Below are 26153 nucleotides of genomic sequence, written 5' to 3'. Positions count from 1 at the left end.
AAAAAATAATACCAATAAATATCATACTATTGTCTTACGTTGCTAAAAAAAGGAGATTACTTAATTCAAGTAACCTCCTTAATTGTAGCCAAATCAGAAAATTGGCTTATCTACCAGGCTATTTCTACTTTTCTATTATAAGAAAGAAATAGATATCTATTTTTATGGTGCGCCTAGAGGGAATCGAACCCCCAACCTACAGTTTAGGAAACTGACGCTCTCTCCGGTTGAGCTATAGACGCATGTATACTTTATTATATCGTTTTTAATAAAGTATACGCAAGACATCCTTATTGTTGTAGGTATTGGTTATTCACTTGTTTTTGTTCTTCTGGGCTTAGGTTTTGGTAGCCTTTCGCTAGTGCACTTACCCAGGATCCGTAAGCAGGGTTTGGAAATACGACAAAAGTAGTACCAAAGTCCTCTTTATGATTGTCGATGATGGCATTTCTTTCAGCTAGTGTCTTGCCTTTTGTGCCAATAGGGAAATCACCGGCGTTATCGCCCATGTATACAACGACATAATATTTTTTAGCAATCATATCAAAGCGAGGTTGTTTATCAGAGTCTTTTTCGAATAGTAGTACATGGTCTTTATCGACAGATGGGAATCCTAGTTCTTTAAAATTCTGTATCGTTACGTCAAGGTTTACAGGTGCGTAGCGATTTGAAACATAGAAGATTTCTACCCCTTGTTTATGAACTTCATTTAAAAATTCAACGGCTCCAGGCATGGCTTGCGATTTTCCTTGATGCACGGCTTGACGCCACCAAGGAGCATCAAAACGACCATTACCGTTTGCTATACTTTCACCCATCAACTTGGTATTGTCCACTACGGTTTCGTCCGCATCAAGAACGATAGCTAAAGGTTTTCTTTGATGAGATGGATCAGTAACGGCCATCTTAACGGCATTCATTGCCACATTGTACCCTTGATACGCCAACGCTCTGTACTCTGCAGAGGTGCGCATCCATAGCAAGCCCATCGTTTCAGTTTCGGCTTGGTACTGTTGCTTTTGCTTGAGGGCTTCCTGTGCCACTACATCATTAGCTACTACATTATTAGCTACTACATTATTAGTTACTGTATGATTTGCTGTAGCACTAACTCCATCATTCTTAACTGCTGTAACAGTAACAGGCTGAGCTGGTTGAGCCTGCGTTACAATAGCTGCGGGAGCAGAGTTATTTGCTTTCACCGTCGCAGGAGAATTCGCCTGTACTACAGATCCAATACAAAGGCTTCCTCCAATACAAGCCACCGCCACATACCATGCCAAACTACTAGATTTCATAACTGCCTCCTATTCACATGTAACATTTCGTGCAAATTCAACACATCATATAATTCTACATAGTTATACTAAAATCCTATTAAAATTTGTATATTTCTGAAAGTAAAAAAGAGCCTATGCACCATACCATAAATCGATTCGATTCAGGTAGTTGCTTAGGCTCTTTTAGGAGTTAATAAGTACGGTTTTAAATCTATCTATGCAAAAACTATGCTATAATACAGCTATTGATGGTATTAGAGATTTCTTACTAAAGAGAGGTATATGTAATGAAACTATGTAAACGATCAATTATTGTCAGTTCACTATTAGCTGTATTAGCTATATCATCTGCATATGCAGCTGCCCCTGTGCAATCTACCGAAAACACAGATACTGCTATAGTTGATATGGATTACTCCAATCTTCCAGAGCTAAAAAAATCTATCGAAAGTGCAACACCGGCTATGGTCCAATCTACTCTTGCTGCTTCTAAGGGAAAGCCTACTAAAGATAAGCCCGTCTATTCGACAGTCACTATGACCGGTAACCGTGTTGTATCCGTAAAGACCTACAAAACTAAAGAAGAACAAGAAAAGGCCATGTTAAAGGAGCGTGAACGCTTAGACAAGGTCAGTGCGAAACGTCGTGCGAAACGGAAAAATGAAACTCGCGCAGATATGCTAAAAGGTTTAAAAGCAATACCTATGTATCCACCTGTTAATGAAACACGAGCATTACAAAGCGAAATGTTCTCTCAACCATTTGGGAGACAACTCGATTTGCGTTTAGTAGAGGCCTACACACAAGATTATGACAAGGCCAAACCCGGCGATATTTATGTCTATGCAGATTATGTGGACTATACATCTAAGCAGCTATTAGGTGAAAAAGATGGTACTACGGCTATTTCAGCCATGATTCTACGTACAATCATGAGAAAAGACGAAAACAAAGCTTTCAGCATCGATGTAAATGCGTACTTCATAAATCCAACAACACATACGATTTCCATAAGTCGTTCTGAAGATGTAAAAGGCATCAATATCAAGAAAAGTGAAATAGCTGAAACCGTATTTAAACTACCGACACACCAGCTACAACCGGGTGATTCACAATATGAAATTGCTAAGCTTATGTATCAAGACCTAACAAGTAAAAAATTTGATTAGTAATATTAAAATACACTCTCCACAACAAAAGCCCCTCCTTACTATGAACTACATAGCAAGGAGGGGCTTCGTGTTAGTTTAAGGAAGTTCTTTTATCGCGTTAGTATTGTGTAGATAAACTATTTTAATATTGTTTAAATAGTATCGTTAGTCTTATTTTACATCGCTAAAATCGATGTTCATGCCCAAGGCTTTAGCAACGCCTTCACCATAAGCAGGATCACATTGATAGCAATGTTTTGCATGACGTTCTTTGATGAAATCAGGTACACCATTCATAGCCGCTGCGGTATTTTCAAACAAAACTTGTTGTTGTTCAGGGCTCATGAGGCGGAATAATTTACCTGGTTGTGTGAAGAAGTCAGAGTCGTCTTCATAGAAATCATATTGGTAAGCTGGACCAGATACATCGAGAGGAGGATTTTTGAATTCTGGTTGTTCAGCCCATTCACCAAAGCTATTTGGTGCGTAGCCAATTGTTGACCCATGGTTTCCATCTATACGACCTTGACCATCGCGATGATAGATATTTACAGGGCATTTAGCGGCATTAACAGGGATTTGATAATAATTTGCCCCTAGACGATAGCGTTGCGCATCGGCATAAGAGAACAAGCGACCTTGAAGCATTCTATCAGGAGAGAAGGATACACCTGGAATGATAGTTGTTGGTGCAAATGCAGCTTGTTCTACATCTTGGAAATAATTTTCTGGGTTACGGTTAAGTTCCATCACACCGACTTCGATCAATGGGAATTCGTCATGATACCATACTTTTGTTAAATCGAATGGATTGTATGGCATATTGTTAGCTTGTTCTTCCGTCATCACTTGGATGCATAATTTCCATTTAGGGAAATCGCCTCTTTCAATAGCCTCAAAGAGGTCACGTTGGTGACTTTCACGGTCACTCGCCACCACATTAGCCGCCTCAGCATCGGAAAGATTTTCAATCGGCTGTTGGCAAACCCAATGGAATTTAACCCATACGCGCTCATCGTTTTCGTTGATAAGACTGTATGTATGACTGCCGAAACCATGCATTGTGCGGTAGGATTTAGGAATACCACGGTCACTCATGACGATTGTTACTTGGTGGATCGCCTCTGGCAAGCTAGTCCAGAAATCCCAGTTTGCTGTCGCATCGCGAAGATTTGTTTTCGGATTCCGTTTTACAGCGCGGTTCAAATCAGGGAATTGCAATGGATCGCGAATAAAGAATACAGGTGTATTGTTACCTACGAGGTCCCAGTTCCCTTCTTCCGTATAGAATTTTACGGCAAAGCCACGAATATCGCGTTCTGCATCGGCCGCACCACGCTCCCCGGCAACTGTGGAGAAACGCACAAATAACGGTGTTTGCTTGCCTACTTCAGAGAAAATTTTTGCTTTCGTATATTTTGTAATGTCATTGGTTACTGTGAAAGTACCAAATGCACCGGATCCTTTAGCATGCATACGGCGTTCAGGAATCACTTCGCGCTCAAAATGAGCTAATTTCTCCATGAGCCAAACATCTTGCATCAATACAGGACCACGTTTACCTGCTGTAGCAGAGTTGCGATTATCTGGTACGGGAGCACCAAAGGCTGTTGTTAGTTTCTTTTCATTATTCATGTTACAAACTCCTACTTAGAGATCAAAATGAAAGTAATTTACTTTACATAATTTTTAAATCATACATCTTAATTACGATAAAAATTATTAATGGATAATTATTATCCATTAATATGTAATTAGAATATCACAAATTTTTTAACATAACAACCCTAAACTTTTACAAATCTTGTATACACGATATCATTTATAATTTTAAAATGAGAATTTCAATGCTATATATTTAAAACCTATTAAGATATACCTACAAAAATACGCAAAACAAAAAACACCTTGTTTCTACTAACTTGTAGATCACAAGGTGTTTTCATTCAATTTATGCTGGACGACTCCAGTCAACTTGTACGTCGATTGCTTCCCACATGCGTGTTAAAGCTAACTTAAGGTTATCCAAAGATTCTAATGGTTTTACGGTCAACCGTTCATACGTATCAAGACCTGTAGCATGCTCAATAGCATGTTCATTATTTAAGTAAGCGATTACCTTATCAACCCACTCTTGTTCAGGTAAATCTACGGACACTGTTTTTGTTTCTGTATCATAAGACAAGAAACCATTGCTGTTTACGCCATAATGGATGGCCACACGAAATAAACTCATATCTATACCTCTCTTGCGGTAATTTATTAACACTACACCCATATTGTAACATGAACAATTATATTAGCGAAAGTATTCAATATAAACTTTATAAGTCCTTTTTGACGATCTTTTTAGGTTCTTCAATAGATGCCTCTGCATCCACGGCCGCTTTCAACTCTGACCGTTTCCTACGTATTCCATTGTCTCCGTGAAAGCGCTGCCATAATGCACCACTCATAACAGCAGTCTCACCAAATTTAGACTCTAAGGAGTCTAACACGCTAGCAAGCTTATCCTCTGTTTCATCCTGTGGGGAATCAAAGAGACTATCCTGCATAGGAACCTCCTCATCGAGACCACTCACAGTAAGACCTAATAGTCGTATAGGGCCAGGCGGATCCATACAGGTAATCCCTTTAAAACTACTACATTTAAAATTCGTAGACTTTACCTTTGTAGTGGCCCCTAACGGTTCCGTATCTTTCTTAGACTCTTTAGGCCGCTTACTCGTCTTATCCTGCATCAATTTATTCCACAGAATCAATGCTGTTTCGAAAAATACATGTTCCTGGTCTGATGGTGTATCTAAACGTTTTTGTCTTGATACGGTAGTGAAATCATCGTAGCGCACCTTAATAGATACAGTGTGTCCATGAAGGCTACGCCTTCTAAGCCGTTTCGATAGACGGTTCGCAAAGTACCTAAACTCTAATTCAATAGCACGGCCCTCTGTGAGATCTTCTTCGTAGGTTTCCTCCACTCCAATTGATTGTATCTTGCGTTCTGTTTCAACAGGTCTATCGTCGATACCATTCGCCAGCTCCCATATGCGCTTTGCCTGATTCCCCACGAGAGGAATTAAACTGCTTTCATCAGGCAAAGACTGAATATGACGCATCAGGTGAAAGCCACCGGCTTTCAAAATTTTCTCTGTCCGAGGACCAACACCCCAAATACGTTTAATAGGCAAAGGAGCCAACACCTCTTTTTCACGACCGTATGGGATGACTACAAGACCATCGGGTTTATCTAAATCAGAAGCCAATTTAGCAAGAAATTTATTGGGTGCTAAGCCTGCAGAGATAATAAGTCCTGTTTTCTCGAATACACGATCTTTAATGGCTCGCCCTAGCGCTTTAGGGCCACTATACATGGTAGACATGCCACTCACTTCAAGAAAGGCTTCATCAATAGATAAAGGCTCAATATAAGGGGTGAATTCTTTCATAATGGAAAAAATTTGGTTCGACACCTCTTTATAGCGATCCATTCGAGGATATACATAAATCCCATCAGGACAGAGTTTCTTAGCCCTCGAGATTGGCATCGCAGAGTGAACACCAAATTTTCGGGCCTCATAGGAACAGGTAGCTACGACACCACGTGAAGAAAGACCACCCACGATTACGGGGTGGCCTTTATACTCTGGATGATCCAGTTGTTCTATGGACGCGAAGAATGCATCCATATCAACATGCATAATCCAACGTCTCATTGTTACGCTTCTTTTTCGTGCTCAGAAATGCGGCAGTATTTAATTTGCGCGCAAATGCACTCATCTTTAGTTTTGTATAATTGAGGGAGAATATCTAAAATATCCGCAAATGTAGCTTCATTAATGGAGTAACGCGTCCATAAACCATTACGTTGAGAGTTAACTACACCTGCATCAATTAAGATTTTCATGTGGTAACTCAACGTAGATTGAGACAAATTGAAGCTCGCTAAAATATCGGCTGCACATAATTCATTGCAAGACAACATATCGATGATGTGTAATCTTGTTTCATCGCTTAATGCCTTAAAAATCGTCGCTAAACGTTCGTAAGAAACTTCAACCATATCTTTAACTCCTCAGATCCTTATCAAAAAATATCAATCTACTTCTTGGTACTATTATATACTATTTCTTAATGTAAATCTATTTTTTTCTTTATATTTGTATCTTAATAATTTATTATGAATACAAAAAAATTATAGATAAGTAAATTTCGCCTCATTATAAACTAATTTAAGCACGTAGCTATTTGTATAAAATGAATATTTTAAACAAATTTTCATTTTATAGATTTATCTGAGTATACATTTTTCTGTATATATAACAATTACGCTCTATTATTCGTTATATATTTTTCGATATGCTCACGCTTTAATAACTATAAAGCATACTTCGATATACCGCACTACTGTAGCAACCTAAAGGATTAGATATAGAGGATCCACGTTTGTATTCTACATCCATTCAATACAAAAGACCCCTCTGTGAGGGGTCTAATCTGTATAATTCTATAAATCGATTGCATAGCAAGAAATGTTAAAATATATAACACTCTATCAATGCTACCAAATGCAAATTTTCTATTATATCAAATTAGTATAGCTTAGAATACATTTACTAAATCGATAGTTTGGCTACGGTTAGGACCAACAGATACAATGCCTAAAGGCACGCCTGTTACTTCTGCAATACGTTCTACATATTTGCGAGCATTTTCAGGCAATTTATCATATTCACGGATACCAGAAATATCAGTTTCCCAACCTGGCAATGTTTCGTAAACTGCTTCACAAGCTTCAAGATCTTTTAAGTTAGCTGGGAACCCTTCTACGTCTTTACCATTCAATTTGTAACCTACACAGATCTTCAATTCTTTAAAGGTATCAAGAATATCCAAACGTGTAATAGCTAAGTAATCAAGGCTGTTAAGACCTGCTGCGTATTTTACAACCATGAGGTCTAACCAACCACAACGACGAGGACGACCCGTTACAGTACCGAACTCATGACCAAGTTCACGGAGATTATCACCAGTTTCGTTAAGAAGCTCTGTAGGGAATGGCCCTGCACCAACACGTGTAGCATACGCTTTTACAACACCAAAGATGTTTTTCAAGTAGTTAGGACCCACACCAGCGCCCGTGGAAGCACCACCTGCGATTGGATGAGAGGATGTTACGAATGGATAGGTACCATGATCAAGGTCGAGCATAGTAGCTTGAGCACCTTCGAATAATACCTTTTTATCCTCTTTTACAGCTTTAAGAACAGCCGCATTAGTATCTGTTACATAAGGTTTCAAGGCTTCAGCGTATTTGATGTAATCCGCTAAGATTTCATCGTAGCTAACAGGTTCAGCATCGTATACCTTAGTAAGCATTTTATTTTTGAACTCTACATTGTACGCTAATTTTTGTTTGAATGTTTCCATATCATACAAATCGCAGATACGGATACCGATACGATTGATTTTATCAGCGTAGCAAGGACCAATACCATTTTTAGTAGTACCGATTTTAGCATCCCCTTTAGATGCTTCTTCCGCAGTATCTAGAGCGATATGGTATGGCATGATTACATGTGCACGATTGGAAACTTGAAGGGATTTAGCAGATCTGCCTTGCTTTTCAAGACCTTCAATTTCTTGTAGCAGAACTTTAGGGTCGATAACAACACCAGTACCCACGATATTTTGTTTGTTATCGTATAAGATACCACTTGGTAAAAGGCGAAGTGCAAACGCTTTATCATCAACTACAACAGTATGACCCGCGTTATTACCACCTTGACTGCGCACCACAACATCCGCACGTTCTGCGATCCAGTCAACAATTTTACCTTTCCCCTCGTCACCCCATTGAGTGCCGATAACCATACTAGTTGCCATATCTATATCCTCCATATGAAAGTCTAAATAATTCAATATCATTATACAACAATGTTCGGATTCTGTGAAAGTATTTATACAAATTCAATCTTTAGTTTCTTCCCAAAAGCACGAGCTATCTTCTGCAATGTTTTCAAAGATGGATTTCCATTTCCATTTTCAATCTTGCTAATATCGGATTGTGTAATACCAGTTAATTCAGATAATTGCATTTGCGTCATATGAGCTGCAAGGCGAGCCTCTACAATATTCTGAATGATTTGATATTCATCATCTAACGCATCCCACTCTTTTTTAAACTTCGGATTTTTTAATTGCTTTTCTAAATATTGATCTAACGTTTCCATATTATCTATACCTCTCAATATAATCCTTTTTATACTTAACAGCCAATGTAATTGCATCCTTAGGCGTTTTCATAGATTTTTTAACAAAACCATTCGTCAAAACAATGCATTTTCCCACAAAAAAGAAATATAATATCCTAGAAATATTTGAACCTTGTTTTGTACGCAACTCATAAATGCCCTCTTCTAAATATTTAGACTGAGGCTCTCTCAAACGATTGCCATATAATTCGAGTATCTTTAGATCTCGAATTGTTTTAGCTCGCTGCTTATCTGAAAGTTCATTTAAGAATACTTTTGCTGGTTTATCTCCACTTAGAGTTTCATAAAAAACAACAGAAAACGTATCCATCATATTCCTCCTAATACTAGAAGAAATCTTTACCTCAATTATATGTTAAAACATATATCCAGTAAAGATACAGAAATATAGAGATATAAAAATTTAAAGTCTTACTATATCCAATATAGATAACTGGTTTATTAAAGTAAACAAATGGGAGGTGACCAATGGTCACCTCCCATTTATTGACATTTTAACGAGTCAAAATATTCTATTTTAGTTCTTTTATACGATTTTGCTACTTACATGCTATTATGTCTTTAATATGACCCTATTGCAGCGATGTTATTTTGGTTCTTTTAGCCAGAAGCTCATTAAGAGCCCTATCAACCCTACAGGTATTAATGTCATCAATGCCGTTTGTACGTCATAAATATCTGCTAGATGTCCTACATAAGGTGCCACAAGGCCACCTAAGGTAATGCCAAGGCCTAGCGTAATACCAGATGCAAAGCCCGCATTTTTAGCAAGGTATTTTTGACCTAACACCGTAATTGGCCCGTATTGTGAGAACACACCAAAGGCCATCGGTATCATGGCACCAAAGAAGCCCCAAATATTAGACACAAATATAAATACTAAAACAGAAGGCAAGAAAATCAGATTACCTAAGCGTACAGTTTTAAGAAATCCAAGTCTATCAGATAAAGCCCCTCCCATATAGGTAAGAACGGCCCCCATCGCAAAGTACGCAGTAAGGGCCAAACTAGATGCACTAGCTTCACCATTAATAACGGTAATATACAAAATAGGAATAAAAATAGCCAATACAGAGAAGAGTATAGATCGAGAGGCAATCACAAAAAATAACTTACCAAAGCTCGCCCAATCATTTGTAGCAGTACTAAGAACCTTAGAACGACTTTCACGGTTACCAGTATCAACAGTATCAGCAGTATCATCGGTATCAGCTTCACCCTCGCCCATAAAGGCATAGAGATATAGCAATACGCCAAGTAGCGCGATAATCGTAAATACCCAAAGGAATTGTCCCCCAAAGACATATACACCCCCAGCGAGGAGAGGTCCAAGTGCAAAGCCAGCGCTACCACCGACTGCAAAGCGCCCCATAGCATTACCAAGCTCATGAGATTGCGTACGATTTACCAGTAGAGCTGCCTCAGGATGGAATAATGCGGCCCCTACCCCGGCCAAGAGCGACAAAGCAAGAATCATTTCGTAACTCGTAGCAATCGCTATAGCACTAATGGATACCAATGTAACCGAAAAGCCTACAGGAATGAACCACGGCACGCGCCAACGATCTGCTACATAGCCCAAAATAGGCTGAGCTATGGATGCAACTACGGTGTTACAAAATATAATAAACGCCGATTGATAATAATTAAGTCCAAAGTTAGTAATAAAGAATGGTATCAACGCAGCTAATGAACCTTGCCCAAAGTCATTAATGCAGTGAAAAATAGGTGGTCCGTACTTTCTTATGATACGTTTCATATAACCTCCTAATACAAAACAGGTAGGCACAGCCAACGCCTATTGCATGTACCATTGTACCATAGGCTGGTTGGTCTATACCTACCCTAATTTTATATGTTATGTGGAAAGCGCCTACAATTATAGGCCAAAGCGAGCCATGATTGTATCTACATGTCTTAGCAATTTATATGGGTCAAAGCATGCATCGATTTCCTCATCAGTCATGTACTTCTTAATGTTTTCATCAGCTTTTAAACCTGTTGCAAAGTCTTTGCCTTCAAGCCAGCGTTCCATAGCATGTTTTTGAACCCAACGATATGCTTCGTCACGTACCGCACCTTTATCGACAAGGTGTGTCAAAATTGTTTGGCTAAATACGAGGCCCCCTGTAAGGTTAAGATTTTTAAGCATAGTTTCAGGGTATACCAACAATTTATCAATGGTTCGGATTGTTAGGTGCAACATATAATTTAACGAGATTGTCGCATCCGGCAAGATAACTCGTTCTACAGAGCTATGAGAAATATCGCGTTCATGCCACAATGCTTGATCTTCGTAAGCAGATTGTGCATAGCCACGAAGTAAGCGAGCCATACCGCAAATTCTTTCACATGTGATAGGGTTGCGTTTATGAGGCATCGCAGAGGAACCCTTTTGTTTAGGGCTAAAATATTCTTCTGCTTCGCGCACCTCTGTACGTTGTAAGTGACGGATTTCTAAAGCGATTTTATCCAATGTGCCGCCTACAACAGCAATAGTGGACAACAATTCAGCGTGACGGTCACGTTGCACCACTTGTGTAGCAATTTTAACAGGTTCAAGACCTAATTTTTCACACACATATTGTTCTACGAATGGATCGATATTGGAGTATGTACCAACAGCGCCAGACAATTTACCAACGGCAACGCTTTTACGCGCATGTTCCATGCGTTCAATATCACGTTCTACCTCTGCCATCCACAACGCCAATTTCAAGCCGAATGTAGTTGGTTCGCCGTGGATACCGTGGGTACGGCCAATCATAGGTGTGTATTTGAACTCAGCTGCACGACGACGCAATACTTCGTGCAAACGCTTTAAATCATCAATTAAGATATCACAGGCTTGTTTCATCATATACCCAAGCGCCGTATCTTTCACATCTGTAGAGGTAAGACCAAGATGGATGTATTTAGCCGCTTCAGGACCTACGTATTCGCCCACTGCTGTTACGAAGGAAATGATATCATGATTCGTTTCCTTTTCGATCTCATGAATGCGCTCAACGTCGAAATTGCCCTTTTCCCGAATTGTTTTCGCCGCTTCTTTAGGAATAACGCCCAACTCAGCTTGTGCCTCAGATGCGAGGGTCTCCACCAATAACATTGTGTCGAATTCGTTGCGTTCGCTCCAAATATGGCCCATTTCTTCTCGTGTATAACGTGGTATCATGATATCTCCTTTGCATGATAAAAGCTAGATTTATAGGATTATTGTACCATATGTGAAAGCTCCATTCAACGAACGGAACTAAATTTTCCGAATGATAATTATATTAATTTTACTTATCGTTCGGCTTTAGTTGTCAAACCGTAGTTGTTCAATCCTAGAAAAAAGGATGTACATATTGAACTACAGAGTCTAAAACAGAAAAAACAAACACAATCATACCATTGATAACATAGATAACAATAACTTGAACTATACTCTCTCTAATTTCCCATATAGTCATATAGTAATAAATTAATTAATACTATATCATAGCTATACATTGTGATATATAATAAACATACAGACTAAATGTACTGCGAATAATTGCTCAATCTATACACGAGCTTTATGATAATAGTAATAAACATTTCTACTATGGGGGAGGCTTTCATGGCAACTTTAAATCGTAAGGAACGCCGCGCACAGCGCAACGAATCTAATACTATAGGTATTCTATTACGTCTATTCTTTATGCTCAGCTTTATCGGCTTGGCGGTAGTCCTTTTTGGCGAGTTTGATTACAACTTTATCTGCTCCATCTTTACGGCAGACATCGTAGTATCTTTAATTTACGTAATGATGAATAAATCGCGTATTACTACATCCTTAGCAGTACACACTAATGTACGCGTTATCATCGCATTTCTCATCATGTTGATTACCATGTTCTTCTACGCTTTTGCATTGTGGCGAGCTGATCAATTCAGCACACCTATGCAAGTCACATTATTCATCGGTGGCGCCATCGTATATCTAGCCGTCTTCAACTCTACAAAAACAATGCTTACCAATCAAAATTAATACAATCTTTTTTCACAACCATAACAAAGAGGCATATCCCATACTAATGTATGTAAGATATGCCTCTTTATTGTCCTAAAACAACAGGAACCGCTAGATATACGGGTTCCCCTCTTCGATTGATAATAGAACCACTGCTTTTAACGATGCGCATTGCTTCCTCTTTTACAGGTTGCGGCACATCTTCTGCGATGAGCGGTGTATGTTCTCCCACGATGACATGTCCATCAACATCAAAGTTAACGCGCACTACAACCCTACCTGTTACGATTGACCCCTTCCCCTGTTCTTGTACAGTTCTTAAATATTCTTGGGGGTTGATATCCGACTTTTGTAAAAGCGCTTGTTGCCCTGGCGTTAGGAGCCCCCAAGCAAGATCAGATAGGAAGGATAAATCACTAGCTTCGGCAAAGCCATTTCCATTGGCATTAGGATCAGATGTTATATCCTTACCCATAGGAGCATTGTCAGGCTTAGAAAATTTACCATCTTTAGAATCCTTTCCACCCGTAACTACAGCTTGTTCATTATTAGTTGTTTCCGATTCTATGGCCTTTAGAACGACCCATTCGCGACGAGCATTAGATGTAGTCTTATTGGCATTTAAATTGTGAATGCTTTCATCACCTGTATTTTCCGTTACAAGAGGATCCGCCTTAGGCGCAGGCCCTTTCGGAGTCGGAGGTTCAACCGATGGCTTATCCTTAGATGTAGGCTCAATAGCGGTAGTTTCCGCATCACTTTCACTATCATCAGGCAGATGAAAGCTAACCTCTGCTGCATCATAAGCCACACCTGTTCCAACGATACCACGTAAGGAAAGCCCCATGCCAGAGATAAGCATGATTGTAATGCCTAAAGACACAATAAAAGGTTTCAGATAATGTGATTCAAACATGGAATCACTTCCGTTCCGTAGCGACGCTAATGTATTTAGCACCGTTCACCTTGAGCATATCCAAAAGTTCAATAACCTCGTTATAATACACATCTTTTGAGGCCCGGATAACAAAAGCTTGTTGAGGAGCTTGTGTAACGATAGATTTGACCTCTTGCGCCAAACGATCCGAAGAAATTTCCTGATTATCAATATATAGCGTGTGCGTTGTAGTCAAGGTAATGGTGATAGGTTCGATAGACTTCGCCGTAGACGTCGATGCAGATGGTAAATTTAGCGGAATTTGTTGCTCTGTATTCATATACAGCGTGCCTACCATGAAGAATACGAGTAAGAAAAATACGATATCAATCATGGGAATAATCATGATGGTAGGCTCTTTTTTAACCCCTAATGTGCGTCGTCTCATATATCATGTTCCTCATTGTACGCATCAAGGATATTACCGCACTCATGTTCTAATGTCGCCACAGAATCGTTGACCTTTGCCGCACAGTAACTATGAAAGCCAAGCGCAATAATGGCCACGGTCAAACCTGTAGCCGTTGCCACTAAGGCCTCAGAAACACCACCTGTAATAATAGTTGGGGCCCCAATATCGCCACCTACCACAGCAAACGCACGAATCATGCCGAGGACCGTCCCCAACAAGCCCAACAACGGAGCCATTGTTACAATCATACTGAGCCAACTAAGGCCTCGTTTTAAACGTTCATCAGCGTACGACACTACATCTTGAAGGCGGTTTTCCAAGCCATTATAATTCTTTGCACTGCGGATAGCACGGGCAAATAAAGAACCAAGTTCCTCTGTATCACGTTCCAAAACACTTGGTAACATAATCCAAGATTGGTTCTTTTCTAAGACCTTATTAAAACGGCGCAAGTCCTTTGTAAACTTCCGATATAAAAAGATACGTTCAATGCCAATCATCAAGGTAAACAGTAAAAAAATCACTAGCGGATACATAACAAATCCACCAGCTGCAAATAAATGCGCTATACTACTCATACTAACCTCCAAAAGCCACATACCTTTAGGCTCTATCCGGGTTAATTATACCACGTTTTATCCCCTCTAAAACAGATAGGGAGCGCAAAACCACAACATAAATAGATATAGGATGACTTGCAATATACACATAGACTAATTCACTAGATAGACATAGGCTAGCTAAATCCGACAGGACAAAATTAAAATGCAAAAAGACTGCACTAGAAATGATATACATTCTAGTACAGCCTTTTGCACTTTCTTTTACGCTTACCTTAATAGATTAGTCTTTTTTGATAAAGCCAACTATAAAACCACCTACTGACAAAGCTAATCCTAAACCGCTACAGAACATGCCGATAGAATACCACAATGTGTAAGATTGGTTATTCTCAGAAATCGCCTTTGCTGCCGCTTGAGCATTTGTAGCGTTTCTCGCAATTTCCAAATTAGCCGCCGATGGATCTGGATTTAATAATAGAATCACAATACCAATAATTAGAACAACTACACCTACAGGTAATAATAATTTTTTGTTCATTTGAATGCCCCTCTCGTAACATTAAACGATAAATAAATATTATAACTTAATTATACACTGACTTTTGCATTTTAAAAAGATGAACTTATATATTAATCATCTTTTATTAGACAATTAATCAGAACTAGTTATTATGACAGAGAAAAAAGCATAGTATACAACTACTATTGATCTAAATCCAACAGTGAAATTGATACTATGCCTTTTACAAATACATCTTTAATTATATCGAAATACATACGATTGCTAACAGAGTTCGTATTAAGATAAGTTATGCCGGCTTATCTAATATGTATTTAGTAATACAATACATATTTAACAATACAATATATATTTACCGATCTACTTATTGCAAAGACTTATCGAACACGCCAATTAATTCTTCAACGGCTTGTGATTCGCTCATTTCACCATCTAAGACAGCATTTTCGACTTCGCCCATGCGGCCTTGAATGACTACATTGTTAAAGAATAGGTTGTGCAAGTGTTCGTCAATCATATCGCGCACCCAACGGAGGGATTGTTCTTGACGGCGTTTTAAGAAGACCCCATTTTCTTTACCTTGTTCAGTGAACTCTTGGATAACATCCCACAATTCATCGAGGCCATCCTTTGTGACAGCTGAACATGTGTAGGCTTGAGTCTTCCATTTTTCCGTAGCCGGACGGATATAATGCAACATACGGTCGTAGTCGCTACGAGCAATGAGAGCTCGTTTGAGATTATCCCCATCAGCCTTGTTGACCACAATAGCATCAGCAAGTTCCATAACGCCTTTTTTAATGCCTTGCAATTCATCGCCTGCCCCCGTCAAAACGATGAGCATAAAGAAGTCTACCATGGAGCGCACAGTAACTTCGCTTTGCCCAACCCCAACGGTTTCAACGAGAATGATATCGTACCCGGCAGCCTCGCAAAGTAGCATAGTTTCTCTACTTTTACGAGCCACACCGCCTAGCGTACCACCAGCCGGCGATGGACGAATATAAGCCTCAGGATGTTTCGTCAACGTTTCCATCCGCGTTTTATCACCCAAAATACTGCCTTTTGTGACTTGGCTCGTAGGGTCTACAGCCAATACGGCAACCTTGTAACCCGCTTCAATGAGCATGTTACCGAAGGCTTCAATAAACGTACTTTTGCCGGCCCCAGGCACACCAGTAATACCGATGCGCAATGCCTTGCCTGTACGAGGCAATACCGCTTGCAACACTTGTTGAGCTAGTTTGAAATGGTCCTTATTATTACTTTCTACTAATGTGATAGCCCGTGAAAGTATAACGCGGTCCCCCTGCTCGATACCGCGTACATAATCAGCGACAGTTAATTTCTTTCGCCGCTGTACGGGACGTACCGCTGGAGCCAGATGAGCAGAGCTAGATAAGAGTCCGTCATGCATTTCCTTGACGCCTTTCATTACATGACACGCATAAGTGTCATCTTTCTTCGCTTCTTCTGGCACCCAGTCGGGACGATAGGTACTACCCTCTGTGCTTGCGTTTTTTACACCTAATTCAGGGGCCTTGCCTTCACCAGTGGTGAAAGTTGCGTCCTGTGTATTGCGCAATTCATCCGGAGTAGACCGTTTGTTATCAGTCATGAGACTCGTCTTGAACGTGACTAGTCAATGTTTCTAGTAATTTTTTCGCCGCTACTGGCAAAACTGTACCAGGGCCAAAGATAGCCACTGCGCCATGTTCGCGTAGGAATTCATAGTCCTGAGCAGGGATTACGCCGCCGATGGCAACTAAAATATCTCCACGGCCCCGCTTGTTGAGTTCCTCTACAAGTTGAGGCAATAATGTCTTATGCCCCGCCGCAAGAGAACTAAATCCGACAATATGAACGTCATTATCCACCGCATCTTGTGCTGTTTCTTCTGGAGTTTGGAACAAAGGTCCGATATCCACGTCAAAGCCCATGTCCGCGAAGGATGTAGCGATAACTTTGGCACCACGGTCATGACCGTCTTGGCCCATCTTCGCAATCATGATACGAGGACGACGACCTTCGAGTTCTTCAAAGTTATCCGCCATTTGACGTACTTCTTTGATTACATCGTCATCTTCAAATTCACTAGAGTATACACCGGAAATAGAGCGAATAACCGCTTTATGACGACCGCATACCTTTTCAACAGCAAAGGAAATTTCACCCAAGGATGCACGGGCACGAGCCGCTTCAAGCGCAAGAGCAAGCAAGTTGCCTTCGCCCGATTCTGTAGCCTTTGTGATCGCTTCAAGACAGGATTGAACTTTTTCTTCATCTCGGTTAGCACGCAATTGTTCGAGACGACGAATTTGCGCTTCCCGTACAGCCGTGTTATCTACGTCGAGGATATCCAATGGGTCTTCTTTATCTAGACGATATTTGTTGATACCAATAATCGCTTCACGACCAGAGTCGATACGAGCTTGGCGACGTGCAGCAGCTTCTTCGATACGCATCTTAGGAAGCCCTGTATCGATAGCTTTCGCCATACCGCCAAGAGATTCGATTTCTTGAATATGACCCCAAGCGCGACGAATCAATTCATCTGTCAACGCTTCTACATAGTAGGAACCGCCCCATGGGTCGATAACCTTACATACCTTAGTTTCATCTTGGATGTAAAGCTGAGTATTACGCGCAATACGTGCGGAGAAGTCCGTAGGCAACGCAATGGCTTCGTCAAGCGCATTCGTATGTAGAGATTGCGTATGGCCCAAAGCCGCGCCCATCGCTTCCATACATGTACGAGCCACGTTGTTGAACGGATCTTGTTCTGTAAGAGACCAACCAGATGTTTGGCTATGTGTACGAAGTGCCATGGATTTAGGATTTTCAGAGCCGAAACTATTGATAATCTTAGCCCACAACATACGAGCTGCACGCATTTTTGCCACTTCCATGAAGTAGTTTTTACCGATTGCCCAGAAGAAGGACAAGCGTGGTGCGAACTGGTCAACGTGAAGGCCCGCATTAACACCGGTACGGATATATTCGAGACCATCGGCCAATGTGTAACCTAATTCGATATCCGCAGTAGCGCCCGCTTCTTGCATATGGTAGCCGGAAATGGAGATACTATTGAACTTAGGCATGTACTGGGATGTATACGCAAAGATATCGCCGATAATGCGCATGGACGTAGCTGGAGGATAAATATAAGTATTACGTACCATGAACTCTTTCAAGATATCATTTTGGATTGTACCAGCCATAACCTTTTTATCTACACCTTGTTCTTCACCAGCCAAGATGTAGAACGCCATTACTGGCAATACGGCGCCATTCATGGTCATGGATACAGACATTTGATCAAGGGGGATACCGGAGAATAAAATTTCCATGTCGAGGATGGAGTCTACCGCAACACCCGCTTTACCAACGTCACCTACTACACGAGGATGATCGGAGTCATAACCACGGTGAGTAGCAAGGTCAAAGGCGATAGACAAACCCTTTTGGCCCGCTGCCAAGTTACGACGATAGAACGCATTGGATTCTTCCGCTGTGGAGAAACCAGCGTACTGACGAACCGTCCAAGGACGCGTTACATACATCGTGGAATAAGGTCCGCGCAAATACGGAGGCACACCGGCCATGTAGTCAAGGTGTGTCATTCCTTCATAATCCATCTCCGTATAGAGCGGTTTCACCTGGATCTGTTCCATCGTCGTATTGTATAACTCTTCAAAGCTTTTTCCTGTTTCTTTTTGAAGTTCAGCAAGCCATGCATCGCGAGATGTTGCTGTCTGAGATTCCAAGCCAAGAGAGGAGAAGTCTGGATTTTTAAACATGAGCTCACATCCCTTTCTTATCTTGTAACTTATTCAAGATTTCGTAACAATTTGCACGAACAGAAATGAAGTCGTCCACGCCAGCTTCACGGTACACAGGTTCTAAGTCCTTAGGAGGTGCCCCTGCTAAAATAACCGTTACATTCGGCATAGTTTCTTTCAATTCCTTAGCAAGTGGTGGTACCAATTCTGGATATGTATCATCTGTAGAACAGATAACGACAACATCAGCACCACTTTCACGAGCAGCTTTCGCAGCATCAGCCGTTGTTTCATGACCATCATTTTTGATAACTTCAAAAGCACCTACTTCGAAGAAGCCTGTGGAAAAGTCCGCCCGAGGTTTATGTTGAGGGATTGGGCCCATATTGGCCAAGAATACCTTCACATTATCTTTCGTACGTTGTTTATAATTCTCAGTGCGCATGCGAAGTGCTTCAAACTGTTCAGTCCAGCGATGAGCTGCAATGGATTCAATGGTTTCGGAAGCAATATCACCAGCGTCTAAAGCCTTCCGGATTTGACGTATTGTTAATTTTTGTAATGCACCGAGTTCAATAAGACCAATCAAAGCGCCTGGCTCTGTAGTACCTGCTTCTAGGGTAGCCTGTGCTTTCACAACCGCATCTGGCTCCGCACTTGCCAAGTACTCCTCGATTTGAGCAACCCGTTTTTGACGCAATGTTTCTTGATTTTCTGGTTTTGGATCAAGCAATTCTTCAGTCATGTTCGCATACATGTTATTACCTACAGCCACATCTCTGCGGAATGCAAGGTTTTTGAAGCGTTCGTCAAGAACTGCTTTAACTTGAGCTTGTGGATAGCCTTCTTTCAAAGCTGCTACGATACCACCTTTAGCCTCAATAGTTTGGAACTCAGCCCAAATTTTTTCACATAATTCGGCTGCCAATGTTTCCACATACCAGGAACCGCCTACAGGGTCCACAGGTTGACGCAACTCGAATTCAGTTTGCAACATAACTTGAATGTTACGGGCAATACGGCGAGAGAAGTCGTCAGCTTTGCGAATTGGTTGGTCAAATGGGGACACTTCAAGGCTATTCAAACCGCCTACAACGCCGGAGAATGCCTGTGTCGTGTTACGCAACAGATTTACATACGGATCGTATACGGTCTTTGTGAAAGCCGATGTTCTGCCGTGTACATGAACAGCACGGTCAGCTTCTTCTGCACCAAAGGCCTCCATAATGCGCGCCCAAAGCACGCGCAATGCACGTAGTTTAGCAATTTCCATGAAGAAGTTTGCCCCCAAGGAGAATGTAAACATCATGCTTTTAGCAATAGTATGAATATCGATGTTCCGTTGTGCTAATTGACGCACATAGCAAACTGCTGTTGCCAATGCATAGGCAACCTCTTGCACATCATTAGCGCCACCATTAGCGTATACATCGCCAGATACAAGTACAGTTTTAAGCTCTGGAGCTTGTTCTTTAGCCCATACAACAGTATGTGCCATTTCATCAAAGGCTGTATCTAAAGACATATGCAATGTACCATCTTTAGCCCAAACACCAATAGGGTCTGCGCCAACGAGACCTTTCAAGTCAGAGGTCTGTTTTTTAGAGCCTTTCACCGTAGCGGCTAGCATACCGAGCAAGATAGCTGCAGAAGCACCTGTTTCAATGTATAAAGGATTTTCCTTTAAATTAAAACGTTCAATCAATTGGCTACAATCATCCATAGTAGACAGAGATGTACCGCCGATACCAACAGCTGCGCCTACTTGCACATCTTGATCATGGCGTGTTGCTTCATCAAGGCGAATATTGTGAATGGTGCCACCTTTTACAATTTCGTATAAACTTGCATGGTTAGCATCCTTAGGAAAGGATTCGTCTACATATTGGGATACGCCCCAAGAGTCTTTAATATAACCACTTGCCTTTGTGCCACGTAGGAACTCACCTGCTCCAGGATATACACCCTTTGGAATTTTTTCTCCATGCAATGCAGGCGTGTAAATTGGTTGTAACGTAATTCCCTCATAGGTTTTAGTGAACATCTTCTTATGGAAGTCGCCACCTTTTAACGCTTTTTCAACCTCGGCCTGCCATTGTTCATACGTAGGTTTCTTAAACTCATCAAAGGATACAGGTGCTAATAAATCACGTTCAGCATCCTTTGAAGTCTTTTTGTCAGACATATATGTGCCTCCTTTTCAACTCGAAACCATACCGAGAAACAGCGCACCGTACCTGCGAATTGTTAGATATATGAATCACTCGAGCTTTATCTTATTGGACCACATCAACCTCAAAATGTGTCCATCGGTTTAATGTCTATAAAACTTGACGCATATACTCAACATCCACTCTAAGGGCAATAAAAAACGTGCCACCTAAAGTGACACGTAAGGTTTCTTATTGAAAGGTACACTAAAAAATACTGTAGACAGCATACCCCAATCCCCTTCCTATCGCTCGTAGGTACATAACGGTGATTATCAAATAGGCAGTTCTCCTGGCTCGGGATCATCACCTCGCTTTCGCCTTCCCAGATTACTCCAGTGACATATATGAAAGCAGGCTCATCCTTACAGTGGCGGGACCGCATCGGCTTATACCGATTTCTCTATTAAGTCTTACGACACCTATTCTCTATATTCGTTGTTCTAAGTCCAATATAGTGTAACAATATGCACAAAGTCAATGAACATAACATTTAATCATAAGTACCAAAACCAAAGTTATAACTGAAAATCATATGTAATAACTAAAATGCATGGGTTAAGAATTTAAGAATTAATGATATAATAAGTGCTATCACGAGGAGGCATTATGGAACATACAAGTAAAAAAGGGTTAATTACAGCCCTTAGTTGTTATATAATTTGGGGCTTACTCCCTCTATATTGGGCATTATTAAACCATATTTCACCGTATAATATACTGGCACAGCGCATTATCTGGTCAGGTATTTGCATGGCGATCGTTGTATTTGGCCTACATTTTAAACAATTCAAAAAGGACTTTCAATTACTAAAAGAACAACGTTCACAACTATTCCTACTTTTAGTTGCGGCAGTCATCATCAGCGTAAACTGGTTCACCTACATTTGGGCCATCGCCAATAATCAAGTTATGAACACGAGCCTTGGCTATTACATCAACCCACTCTTCAATGTAGTATTAGGTGTCATCCTATTTAAAGAGGTTCTATCTATACCAAAAAAGCTGAGTGTCCTCATCGCTACCATCGGCATCGCCTTACTCACCTATCAAGTAGGATCCTTGCCATTAGTATCGATGATCCTCGCCGTTTCCTTCGGTCTTTATGGGGCCGTAAAAAAGAAACTACTCATCTCTCCCTTTACGAGCATCGCCTTTGAGGCCTGGCTATTAACACCGTTAGCCTTACTATATACGACCATGATCGATAATACAGTGTGGTCTTATTTCGGCACAGACTGGTATACCTCCATGCTGCTCATAGCCTGCGGTCTAACTACATCTGTTCCATTGGTGCTATTCTCCTATGGTGCGCAACTATTGCCGCTCAACCTACTAGGCTTCCTGCAATATGTATCCCCTACCATTGCCTTGTTGCTAGCCATCTTTTACTTTGGTGAAAGCTTTGGCACACCACAAATGATCGCCTTCGGTTGTATCTGGATAGCCTTAGTATTATTCTCCTTATCAAGCCAAATTACAACGCGCATTAGCCTAAAAAAGTAAGATATATCGTATATCAACTAAAAAGCTGTATCAAATGACATTCTCATTTGATACAGCTTTCTTTTATATAGACTTATTAATCTAACTCATTCATATTGGTCGTATTCATATTAGAAATGTAATGGTTATAGGCCTCAATCATACGATTATAGTCGTTATCTTGTTTTGATTCCATATAGGTACGAATTGCACCAATTGTAGAGTTTACAGAAGTCTTAACAGAATCATACTTAGGACTAGTAATGCCATTTGATACATCACCAATAGCTTGCAACTCTTGATTGATAGCATTTACATCTAGTTGTTTTTCACTATCAATCTTTTCTAGGACCGCAGTAAGTCGCAAATGAACCTCTTGTGCTGCAGCTGCATTTTTCTTGCCTGCATCACGCAATTGTTGTAACCGTTGTTGCAAGCGGTCCGTATTGATTTTATGCATAACATTATCAAAGTCAGCATAAACAGGAACAAATTGTTCATACAATTGAACATATTTAGGACCTAATTGTTGCTCCTTAGCATAGTTATCTGTGGTATACCCTTTAGATTTATAGTATGCATCGAGCTCTTCGGCCACCGGTGTAATTTCATTCAATTTTGAAAGCAGCTTATCTAAAGGCTCCTTCATCTCATCATAAGGAATACCGGCTTGCTTAGCCTCTTCTAATTCTTTTTGTAGCTGCTTAAAGTTCGGCGCATTAAAAACAGTTAAATGCTGCCCAGCTTTTAACTCATTAAGAGTTGGCGTATTCGCATAATCAAACATTACAGCCATGCGATTGTATCGGCTTACAGCTTTCACATATTGATTAAATAACTGCACCTGATCTTGCTCAGACCGTTGCGCAATTTCCTTACGGCTCTGTTCAGTACCCTGCCATAACTCTGACATACTACAACCGCTCAAAAATAATGGGGATGTTAATGTCGCCGCACACAACACAGCCATTGCTACCCTTTTACCAAATGGTTTCATGATGAATCCTCTCCTTTCATCAATACACAACCTAATTTATATGTATTAATTATATACTAATAAGATTTTTATGAATAGGATTAATATATAAAGATCATATTTGATAACTAAAATGAATAGGTAGTGCTAGGTGCCGTTGAAGCTTGGCTTTTGACACCGCTAGCCTTGCTATACACAACTGTCTTCGATACTACCTCTTGGTCTTATTTTGGCACAGACTGGTACACTGCTTTGCTCCTCATGGGCTGTGGTTTAACTACAGCAGTTCCTTTTATCCTTTTCTCCTACGGAGCTCAACTATTACCACTCAACCTACTAGGCTTTCTTCAATATTTAGCTCCTACAATTATATTTTTACTATCTATTTTCTATTTTGAAGAAAGCTTTGATATACCAAACATCATTGCCTTCTCCTGTATTTGGATAGCACTTGCCATATACACCATGTCCAATCAACCAAAGCAAACGAAATAATTAGCTATACAAAAAGCTGTATCAAATGACATTACCATTTGATACAGCTTTTTTACACACTAATATTACACTTATTTAATTTACCTCTTAGCCCTATTTATTCAATTCATGCTATTCATTATACAAAACTATATTGTCAAGTGACTAATAGGAACATAGGTGACCAATAGTCACCACTATAACGATACAAACGATGCTAGACTACAAATGAATAAACTATACGCCTATCCATTGTCTAATACGTATACACGTGTTATAGTGAAAGAAGAACCTATGAAGGATAAAGATTTGCTTAAACTACTTCTACAAAATGGTTGGAAGGATGTACGGCAACGCGGTAGTCATCATCGTTTGAAAAAAGATGATCAAGTGGAAGTCATTGCCGTACACGGAAAAGATGTTCCTACAGGTTTATTACATGCTATTCTAAAACGAACAGGACTAAAATAAGGAGGCCCTATGAAATTTATATACCCTGCTATAATCCATGACGATGCCGATGGTTTCTGGGCTGAATTTCCCGATCTCGAATACACTAGTAGCACCGGCTCAACACTAACAGAATTAATAACCAATGCACAAGAGGCTATGGAACTCTATATATTAGGTGCTTTAGAAGATGGACAAACTCTACCTACCCCCACATCTATTCGCAACTTACCATGTACGGACACAACATATCCTACATTAGTTCAAACAGATATTGATTTAGCTAAAAATAGTAAATCTGTAAAGAAAACCTTAACGATTCCTGCCTGGCTAAACGATAGAGCATTAGCTAAAGGGATTAACTTTTCTCAAATTCTACAAGAAGCATTAGTAGAGAAAACAATGTAATTTACATCATCAATTGCTCAGCAAAAATAGAGCTACTGTCCATAAAATAACTGGTAAAGTGAGGTACATGATGCAAAGCATCCACAGAATCGTTACGAAATAGAGCAATAATTTTAGTACATATAACACATCAAACCATACGCTATGACAATCCTCTAATGTTGCCATATATACGGAGAGATGCTTCACAAAAAAAGGAACTTTCACATCCATATCTATAATCCAACTAATGTTTTAAATCGTCCGTTATTGTGAAAGCGTTCAAAATGGTCTTGTTCGGCTGCAACAGCTTTTACAGAAGGATCAATTTTTATAGCCTTTTCTAGCCAATCAAGGGCCTTAGTATCATCCCCTTGGTCTGCATAAATAGTAGCAATACCATACACAGACCAGGTGTTACTAGGGTCCTTTTCCAATACCTTTTCAAACCATTGTTTAGAATCGTTTAACTGACCTTGCAACTTATAGACCATGGCCATGTTATAGTAATTAGCCACATTGTTAGGATCTAAATCATAAGCCTTCTTAGTATCTGTCAAACCTTTAGCCGCATCACCGTTTAATGCTGTTGCAAAGCCCCGTACAGAATAGGCTTCTGCATTATTAGCATTGTCCTTAATGGATACGTTAGCTTCTTCTATGGCTTTCGTATACTCACCAGCGGATAAGGCTTGCTTTGCTGCCATTAGATGATCATCTTGCTTAGCAGGTTTACTATTTTCCTCAGTAGATGTAGCAGAACCAGTTGCAGTGGCGGAACTAGTTGCATTTGATTCTGTTTTATTGCCATTCCCATTGTTACTATTCGTATTTTGGTTCCATCCACATCCAGTAAGAGCAATCATTACAAAAAAGAAAAGTATAATTTTCTTCATTCAGAATTCTCCATTCTTAAATCCTATGCAAGTCTCCATATTTAAATCATATGCAAGACTCGATATGTAATCATATACAAGACTCCATATCATGATGATATAATATAAAATACCTCCCGAAAGGAGGTGGTATATTGCAGGAGCTGTTTTATGCACTCTGGGGCACCTTGCTTGCCCCTATTATTGTTGCCTTAGTTGTAACTACCTACAGCTACTGGCTTAACAATAAAAACAAAAAATAAGCAAGAAAAAGGACGAGCTGCCACTCGTCCTTTTTTTTGGTTATATTGCAGGTAATTTCATACACTCTACTACCTACGTTTAGTATACCACATTTTTTAGAAAAATAAAGAATTAGCAA

The 26153-nt window shown here is 40.2% G+C and carries 25 protein-coding genes, 1 tRNA gene, 1 pseudogene and 1 riboswitch; of the genes and pseudogenes, 7 read left to right on the top strand and 20 right to left on the bottom strand.

What is annotated here, in order from left to right; all coding sequences use genetic code 11:
* Nucleotides 1-165: 165 nt before the first annotated feature.
* Both ACMKPP_RS01305 and ACMKPP_RS01300 read right to left on the bottom strand, forming a co-directional pair.
* Nucleotides 166-242, bottom strand: a tRNA-Arg gene (locus tag ACMKPP_RS01305).
* A gap of 48 nt (nucleotides 243-290) precedes the next feature.
* The gene (locus ACMKPP_RS01300; protein ID WP_058948285.1) at nucleotides 291-1298 is read right to left on the bottom strand and encodes a 5'-nucleotidase, lipoprotein e(P4) family; all 1008 of its coding nucleotides are present in this window, start codon (nucleotides 1296-1298) and stop codon (nucleotides 291-293) included.
* 269 nt (nucleotides 1299-1567) lie between these two features.
* On the opposite strand from ACMKPP_RS01300, the gene ACMKPP_RS01295 reads away from it, so the two are divergent.
* Entirely contained in the window at nucleotides 1568-2449 is an 882-nt protein-coding gene (locus ACMKPP_RS01295; protein ID WP_058948286.1) for a hypothetical protein, read from the top strand.
* 153 nt (nucleotides 2450-2602) lie between these two features.
* Here ACMKPP_RS01295 and ACMKPP_RS01290 read toward each other — a convergent pair whose 3' ends face one another.
* The 9 genes from ACMKPP_RS01290 to purB form a co-directional block, all read right to left on the bottom strand.
* The gene (locus ACMKPP_RS01290; protein ID WP_058948287.1) at nucleotides 2603-4066 is read right to left on the bottom strand and encodes a catalase; all 1464 of its coding nucleotides are present in this window, start codon (nucleotides 4064-4066) and stop codon (nucleotides 2603-2605) included.
* A 316-nt stretch (nucleotides 4067-4382) separates the two neighbouring features.
* Nucleotides 4383-4667 (bottom strand): hypothetical protein, encoded by a 285-nt coding sequence (locus ACMKPP_RS01285; protein ID WP_004694573.1) that lies wholly within the window; start codon nucleotides 4665-4667, stop codon nucleotides 4383-4385.
* 88 nt (nucleotides 4668-4755) lie between these two features.
* Nucleotides 4756-6144, bottom strand: a complete 1389-nt coding sequence (gene dinB, locus ACMKPP_RS01280; RefSeq protein WP_287510859.1) for a DNA polymerase IV — start codon at nucleotides 6142-6144, stop codon at nucleotides 4756-4758.
* A gap of 2 nt (nucleotides 6145-6146) precedes the next feature.
* Nucleotides 6147-6491: an ArsR/SmtB family transcription factor gene (locus ACMKPP_RS01275; RefSeq protein ID WP_004694570.1), complete on the bottom strand. Its 345-nt coding sequence runs from the start codon at nucleotides 6489-6491 to the stop codon at nucleotides 6147-6149.
* 539 nt (nucleotides 6492-7030) lie between these two features.
* Nucleotides 7031-8314, bottom strand: coding sequence for an adenylosuccinate synthase (locus tag ACMKPP_RS01270; RefSeq protein ID WP_008602060.1), 1284 nt, complete (start codon nucleotides 8312-8314; stop codon nucleotides 7031-7033).
* 74 nt (nucleotides 8315-8388) lie between these two features.
* Entirely contained in the window at nucleotides 8389-8661 is a 273-nt protein-coding gene (locus ACMKPP_RS01265; RefSeq protein ID WP_004698285.1) for a helix-turn-helix domain-containing protein, read from the bottom strand.
* 1 nt (nucleotide 8662) lies between these two features.
* Nucleotides 8663-9016 carry a type II toxin-antitoxin system RelE/ParE family toxin gene (locus ACMKPP_RS01260; protein ID WP_255263897.1) on the bottom strand — a complete coding sequence of 118 codons (354 nt, stop codon included), beginning with the start codon at nucleotides 9014-9016 and terminating at the stop codon, nucleotides 8663-8665.
* A 273-nt stretch (nucleotides 9017-9289) separates the two neighbouring features.
* A complete protein-coding gene (locus ACMKPP_RS01255) occupies nucleotides 9290-10462 on the bottom strand; it encodes an MFS transporter (protein ID WP_004698296.1) in 1173 nt (390 codons plus the stop codon).
* A 120-nt stretch (nucleotides 10463-10582) separates the two neighbouring features.
* Entirely contained in the window at nucleotides 10583-11878 is a 1296-nt protein-coding gene (purB, locus tag ACMKPP_RS01250; RefSeq protein WP_008714679.1) for an adenylosuccinate lyase, read from the bottom strand.
* A gap of 429 nt (nucleotides 11879-12307) precedes the next feature.
* On the opposite strand from purB, the gene ACMKPP_RS01245 reads away from it, so the two are divergent.
* Nucleotides 12308-12718 (top strand): CAAX protease, encoded by a 411-nt coding sequence (locus ACMKPP_RS01245; protein WP_418369191.1) that lies wholly within the window; start codon nucleotides 12308-12310, stop codon nucleotides 12716-12718.
* A gap of 67 nt (nucleotides 12719-12785) precedes the next feature.
* Here the strand turns inward: ACMKPP_RS01245 and ACMKPP_RS01240 are convergent, their stop codons facing one another.
* The 7 genes from ACMKPP_RS01240 to ACMKPP_RS01210 all read right to left on the bottom strand — a co-directional run bounded on the left by ACMKPP_RS01240 (nucleotide 12786) and on the right by ACMKPP_RS01210 (nucleotide 21099).
* On the bottom strand, nucleotides 12786-13616 hold the full coding sequence (locus ACMKPP_RS01240) for a hypothetical protein (RefSeq protein WP_418369190.1): 831 nt from the start codon (nucleotides 13614-13616) through the stop codon (nucleotides 12786-12788).
* A gap of 4 nt (nucleotides 13617-13620) precedes the next feature.
* Nucleotides 13621-14025 (bottom strand): ExbD/TolR family protein, encoded by a 405-nt coding sequence (locus tag ACMKPP_RS01235; RefSeq protein WP_012864957.1) that lies wholly within the window; start codon nucleotides 14023-14025, stop codon nucleotides 13621-13623.
* The gene (locus tag ACMKPP_RS01230) at nucleotides 14022-14627 is read right to left on the bottom strand and encodes a MotA/TolQ/ExbB proton channel family protein (RefSeq protein WP_012864958.1); all 606 of its coding nucleotides are present in this window, start codon (nucleotides 14625-14627) and stop codon (nucleotides 14022-14024) included. The genes ACMKPP_RS01235 and ACMKPP_RS01230 overlap by 4 nt, the downstream gene beginning before the upstream one ends.
* Nucleotides 14628-14892: 265 nt before the next feature.
* Nucleotides 14893-15150 (bottom strand): hypothetical protein, encoded by a 258-nt coding sequence (locus ACMKPP_RS01225; RefSeq protein WP_295816737.1) that lies wholly within the window; start codon nucleotides 15148-15150, stop codon nucleotides 14893-14895.
* Nucleotides 15151-15496: 346 nt separating this feature from the next.
* A complete protein-coding gene (gene meaB / locus ACMKPP_RS01220; protein WP_012864962.1) occupies nucleotides 15497-16750 on the bottom strand; it encodes a methylmalonyl Co-A mutase-associated GTPase MeaB in 1254 nt (417 codons plus the stop codon).
* The gene (scpA, locus tag ACMKPP_RS01215; RefSeq protein WP_295816741.1) at nucleotides 16743-18932 is read right to left on the bottom strand and encodes a methylmalonyl-CoA mutase; all 2190 of its coding nucleotides are present in this window, start codon (nucleotides 18930-18932) and stop codon (nucleotides 16743-16745) included. Before scpA ends, meaB begins: the two co-directional genes overlap by 8 nt.
* A gap of 4 nt (nucleotides 18933-18936) precedes the next feature.
* Nucleotides 18937-21099, bottom strand: a complete 2163-nt coding sequence (locus ACMKPP_RS01210) for a methylmalonyl-CoA mutase family protein (RefSeq protein ID WP_295816743.1) — start codon at nucleotides 21097-21099, stop codon at nucleotides 18937-18939.
* Nucleotides 21100-21389: 290 nt separating this feature from the next.
* Nucleotides 21390-21565, bottom strand: a riboswitch (cobalamin riboswitch).
* Between the two features lie 168 nt (nucleotides 21566-21733).
* Between ACMKPP_RS01210 and rarD the strand changes: the two genes are divergently transcribed.
* On the top strand, nucleotides 21734-22630 hold the full coding sequence (rarD, locus tag ACMKPP_RS01205; protein ID WP_418369189.1) for an EamA family transporter RarD: 897 nt from the start codon (nucleotides 21734-21736) through the stop codon (nucleotides 22628-22630).
* 76 nt (nucleotides 22631-22706) lie between these two features.
* On the opposite strand, the gene ACMKPP_RS01200 is transcribed toward rarD, so the two are convergent.
* Nucleotides 22707-23606 (bottom strand): DUF3829 domain-containing protein, encoded by a 900-nt coding sequence (locus ACMKPP_RS01200; RefSeq protein ID WP_418369188.1) that lies wholly within the window; start codon nucleotides 23604-23606, stop codon nucleotides 22707-22709.
* A gap of 132 nt (nucleotides 23607-23738) precedes the next feature.
* Between ACMKPP_RS01200 and ACMKPP_RS01195 the strand changes: the two are divergent.
* The 3 genes and pseudogenes from ACMKPP_RS01195 to ACMKPP_RS01185 all read left to right on the top strand — a co-directional run.
* Nucleotides 23739-24080 (top strand): annotated as a pseudogene (locus ACMKPP_RS01195) (EamA family transporter); the annotation flags it as partial.
* Nucleotides 24081-24287: 207 nt separating this feature from the next.
* Nucleotides 24288-24530, top strand: a complete 243-nt coding sequence (locus ACMKPP_RS01190; RefSeq protein WP_418369187.1) for a type II toxin-antitoxin system HicA family toxin — start codon at nucleotides 24288-24290, stop codon at nucleotides 24528-24530.
* A gap of 9 nt (nucleotides 24531-24539) precedes the next feature.
* Complete coding sequence (locus tag ACMKPP_RS01185) at nucleotides 24540-24917, top strand: type II toxin-antitoxin system HicB family antitoxin (RefSeq protein ID WP_308521740.1); 378 nt, start codon at nucleotides 24540-24542, stop codon at nucleotides 24915-24917.
* A 215-nt stretch (nucleotides 24918-25132) separates the two neighbouring features.
* Here ACMKPP_RS01185 and ACMKPP_RS01180 read toward each other — a convergent pair whose 3' ends face one another.
* Nucleotides 25133-25792, bottom strand: a complete 660-nt coding sequence (locus tag ACMKPP_RS01180; RefSeq protein WP_418369186.1) for a TPR end-of-group domain-containing protein — start codon at nucleotides 25790-25792, stop codon at nucleotides 25133-25135.
* A 134-nt stretch (nucleotides 25793-25926) separates the two neighbouring features.
* Between ACMKPP_RS01180 and ACMKPP_RS01175 the strand changes: the two genes are divergently transcribed.
* Nucleotides 25927-26034, top strand: coding sequence for a type I toxin-antitoxin system Fst family toxin (locus ACMKPP_RS01175; RefSeq protein WP_227037232.1), 108 nt, complete (start codon nucleotides 25927-25929; stop codon nucleotides 26032-26034).
* Nucleotides 26035-26153 lie beyond the last annotated feature (119 nt).

This window comes from Veillonella parvula, from assembly GCF_048309325.1.
Lineage (GTDB): Bacteria > Bacillota > Negativicutes > Veillonellales > Veillonellaceae > Veillonella > Veillonella parvula_T.
Note: the sequence above shows the minus strand (reverse complement) of the source record. Positions and strands in the feature narration are given on the sequence as shown.

Excerpts from the sequence above, each read along its gene's own strand:
- ACMKPP_RS01300 (WP_058948285.1), bottom strand. The coding sequence starts at position 1,298 with ATGAAATCTAGTAGTTTGGCATGGTATGTGGCGGTGGCTTGTATTGGA.
- ACMKPP_RS01295 (WP_058948286.1), top strand. The coding sequence starts at position 1,568 with ATGAAACTATGTAAACGATCAATTATTGTCAGTTCACTATTAGCTGTA.
- ACMKPP_RS01290 (WP_058948287.1), bottom strand. The coding sequence starts at position 4,066 with ATGAATAATGAAAAGAAACTAACAACAGCCTTTGGTGCTCCCGTACCA.
- ACMKPP_RS01285 (WP_004694573.1), bottom strand. The coding sequence starts at position 4,667 with ATGAGTTTATTTCGTGTGGCCATCCATTATGGCGTAAACAGCAATGGT.
- dinB (WP_287510859.1), bottom strand. The coding sequence starts at position 6,144 with ATGAGACGTTGGATTATGCATGTTGATATGGATGCATTCTTCGCGTCC.
- ACMKPP_RS01275 (WP_004694570.1), bottom strand. The coding sequence starts at position 6,491 with ATGGTTGAAGTTTCTTACGAACGTTTAGCGACGATTTTTAAGGCATTA.
- ACMKPP_RS01270 (WP_008602060.1), bottom strand. The coding sequence starts at position 8,314 with ATGGCAACTAGTATGGTTATCGGCACTCAATGGGGTGACGAGGGGAAA.
- ACMKPP_RS01265 (WP_004698285.1), bottom strand. The coding sequence starts at position 8,661 with ATGGAAACGTTAGATCAATATTTAGAAAAGCAATTAAAAAATCCGAAG.
- ACMKPP_RS01260 (WP_255263897.1), bottom strand. The coding sequence starts at position 9,016 with ATGATGGATACGTTTTCTGTTGTTTTTTATGAAACTCTAAGTGGAGAT.
- ACMKPP_RS01255 (WP_004698296.1), bottom strand. The coding sequence starts at position 10,462 with ATGAAACGTATCATAAGAAAGTACGGACCACCTATTTTTCACTGCATT.
- purB (WP_008714679.1), bottom strand. The coding sequence starts at position 11,878 with ATGATACCACGTTATACACGAGAAGAAATGGGCCATATTTGGAGCGAA.
- ACMKPP_RS01245 (WP_418369191.1), top strand. The coding sequence starts at position 12,308 with ATGGCAACTTTAAATCGTAAGGAACGCCGCGCACAGCGCAACGAATCT.
- ACMKPP_RS01240 (WP_418369190.1), bottom strand. The coding sequence starts at position 13,616 with ATGTTTGAATCACATTATCTGAAACCTTTTATTGTGTCTTTAGGCATT.
- ACMKPP_RS01235 (WP_012864957.1), bottom strand. The coding sequence starts at position 14,025 with ATGAGACGACGCACATTAGGGGTTAAAAAAGAGCCTACCATCATGATT.
- ACMKPP_RS01230 (WP_012864958.1), bottom strand. The coding sequence starts at position 14,627 with ATGAGTAGTATAGCGCATTTATTTGCAGCTGGTGGATTTGTTATGTAT.
- ACMKPP_RS01225 (WP_295816737.1), bottom strand. The coding sequence starts at position 15,150 with ATGAACAAAAAATTATTATTACCTGTAGGTGTAGTTGTTCTAATTATT.
- meaB (WP_012864962.1), bottom strand. The coding sequence starts at position 16,750 with ATGACTGATAACAAACGGTCTACTCCGGATGAATTGCGCAATACACAG.
- scpA (WP_295816741.1), bottom strand. The coding sequence starts at position 18,932 with ATGTTTAAAAATCCAGACTTCTCCTCTCTTGGCTTGGAATCTCAGACA.
- ACMKPP_RS01210 (WP_295816743.1), bottom strand. The coding sequence starts at position 21,099 with ATGTCTGACAAAAAGACTTCAAAGGATGCTGAACGTGATTTATTAGCA.
- rarD (WP_418369189.1), top strand. The coding sequence starts at position 21,734 with ATGGAACATACAAGTAAAAAAGGGTTAATTACAGCCCTTAGTTGTTAT.
- ACMKPP_RS01200 (WP_418369188.1), bottom strand. The coding sequence starts at position 23,606 with ATGAAACCATTTGGTAAAAGGGTAGCAATGGCTGTGTTGTGTGCGGCG.
- ACMKPP_RS01190 (WP_418369187.1), top strand. The coding sequence starts at position 24,288 with ATGAATAAACTATACGCCTATCCATTGTCTAATACGTATACACGTGTT.
- ACMKPP_RS01185 (WP_308521740.1), top strand. The coding sequence starts at position 24,540 with ATGAAATTTATATACCCTGCTATAATCCATGACGATGCCGATGGTTTC.
- ACMKPP_RS01180 (WP_418369186.1), bottom strand. The coding sequence starts at position 25,792 with ATGAAGAAAATTATACTTTTCTTTTTTGTAATGATTGCTCTTACTGGA.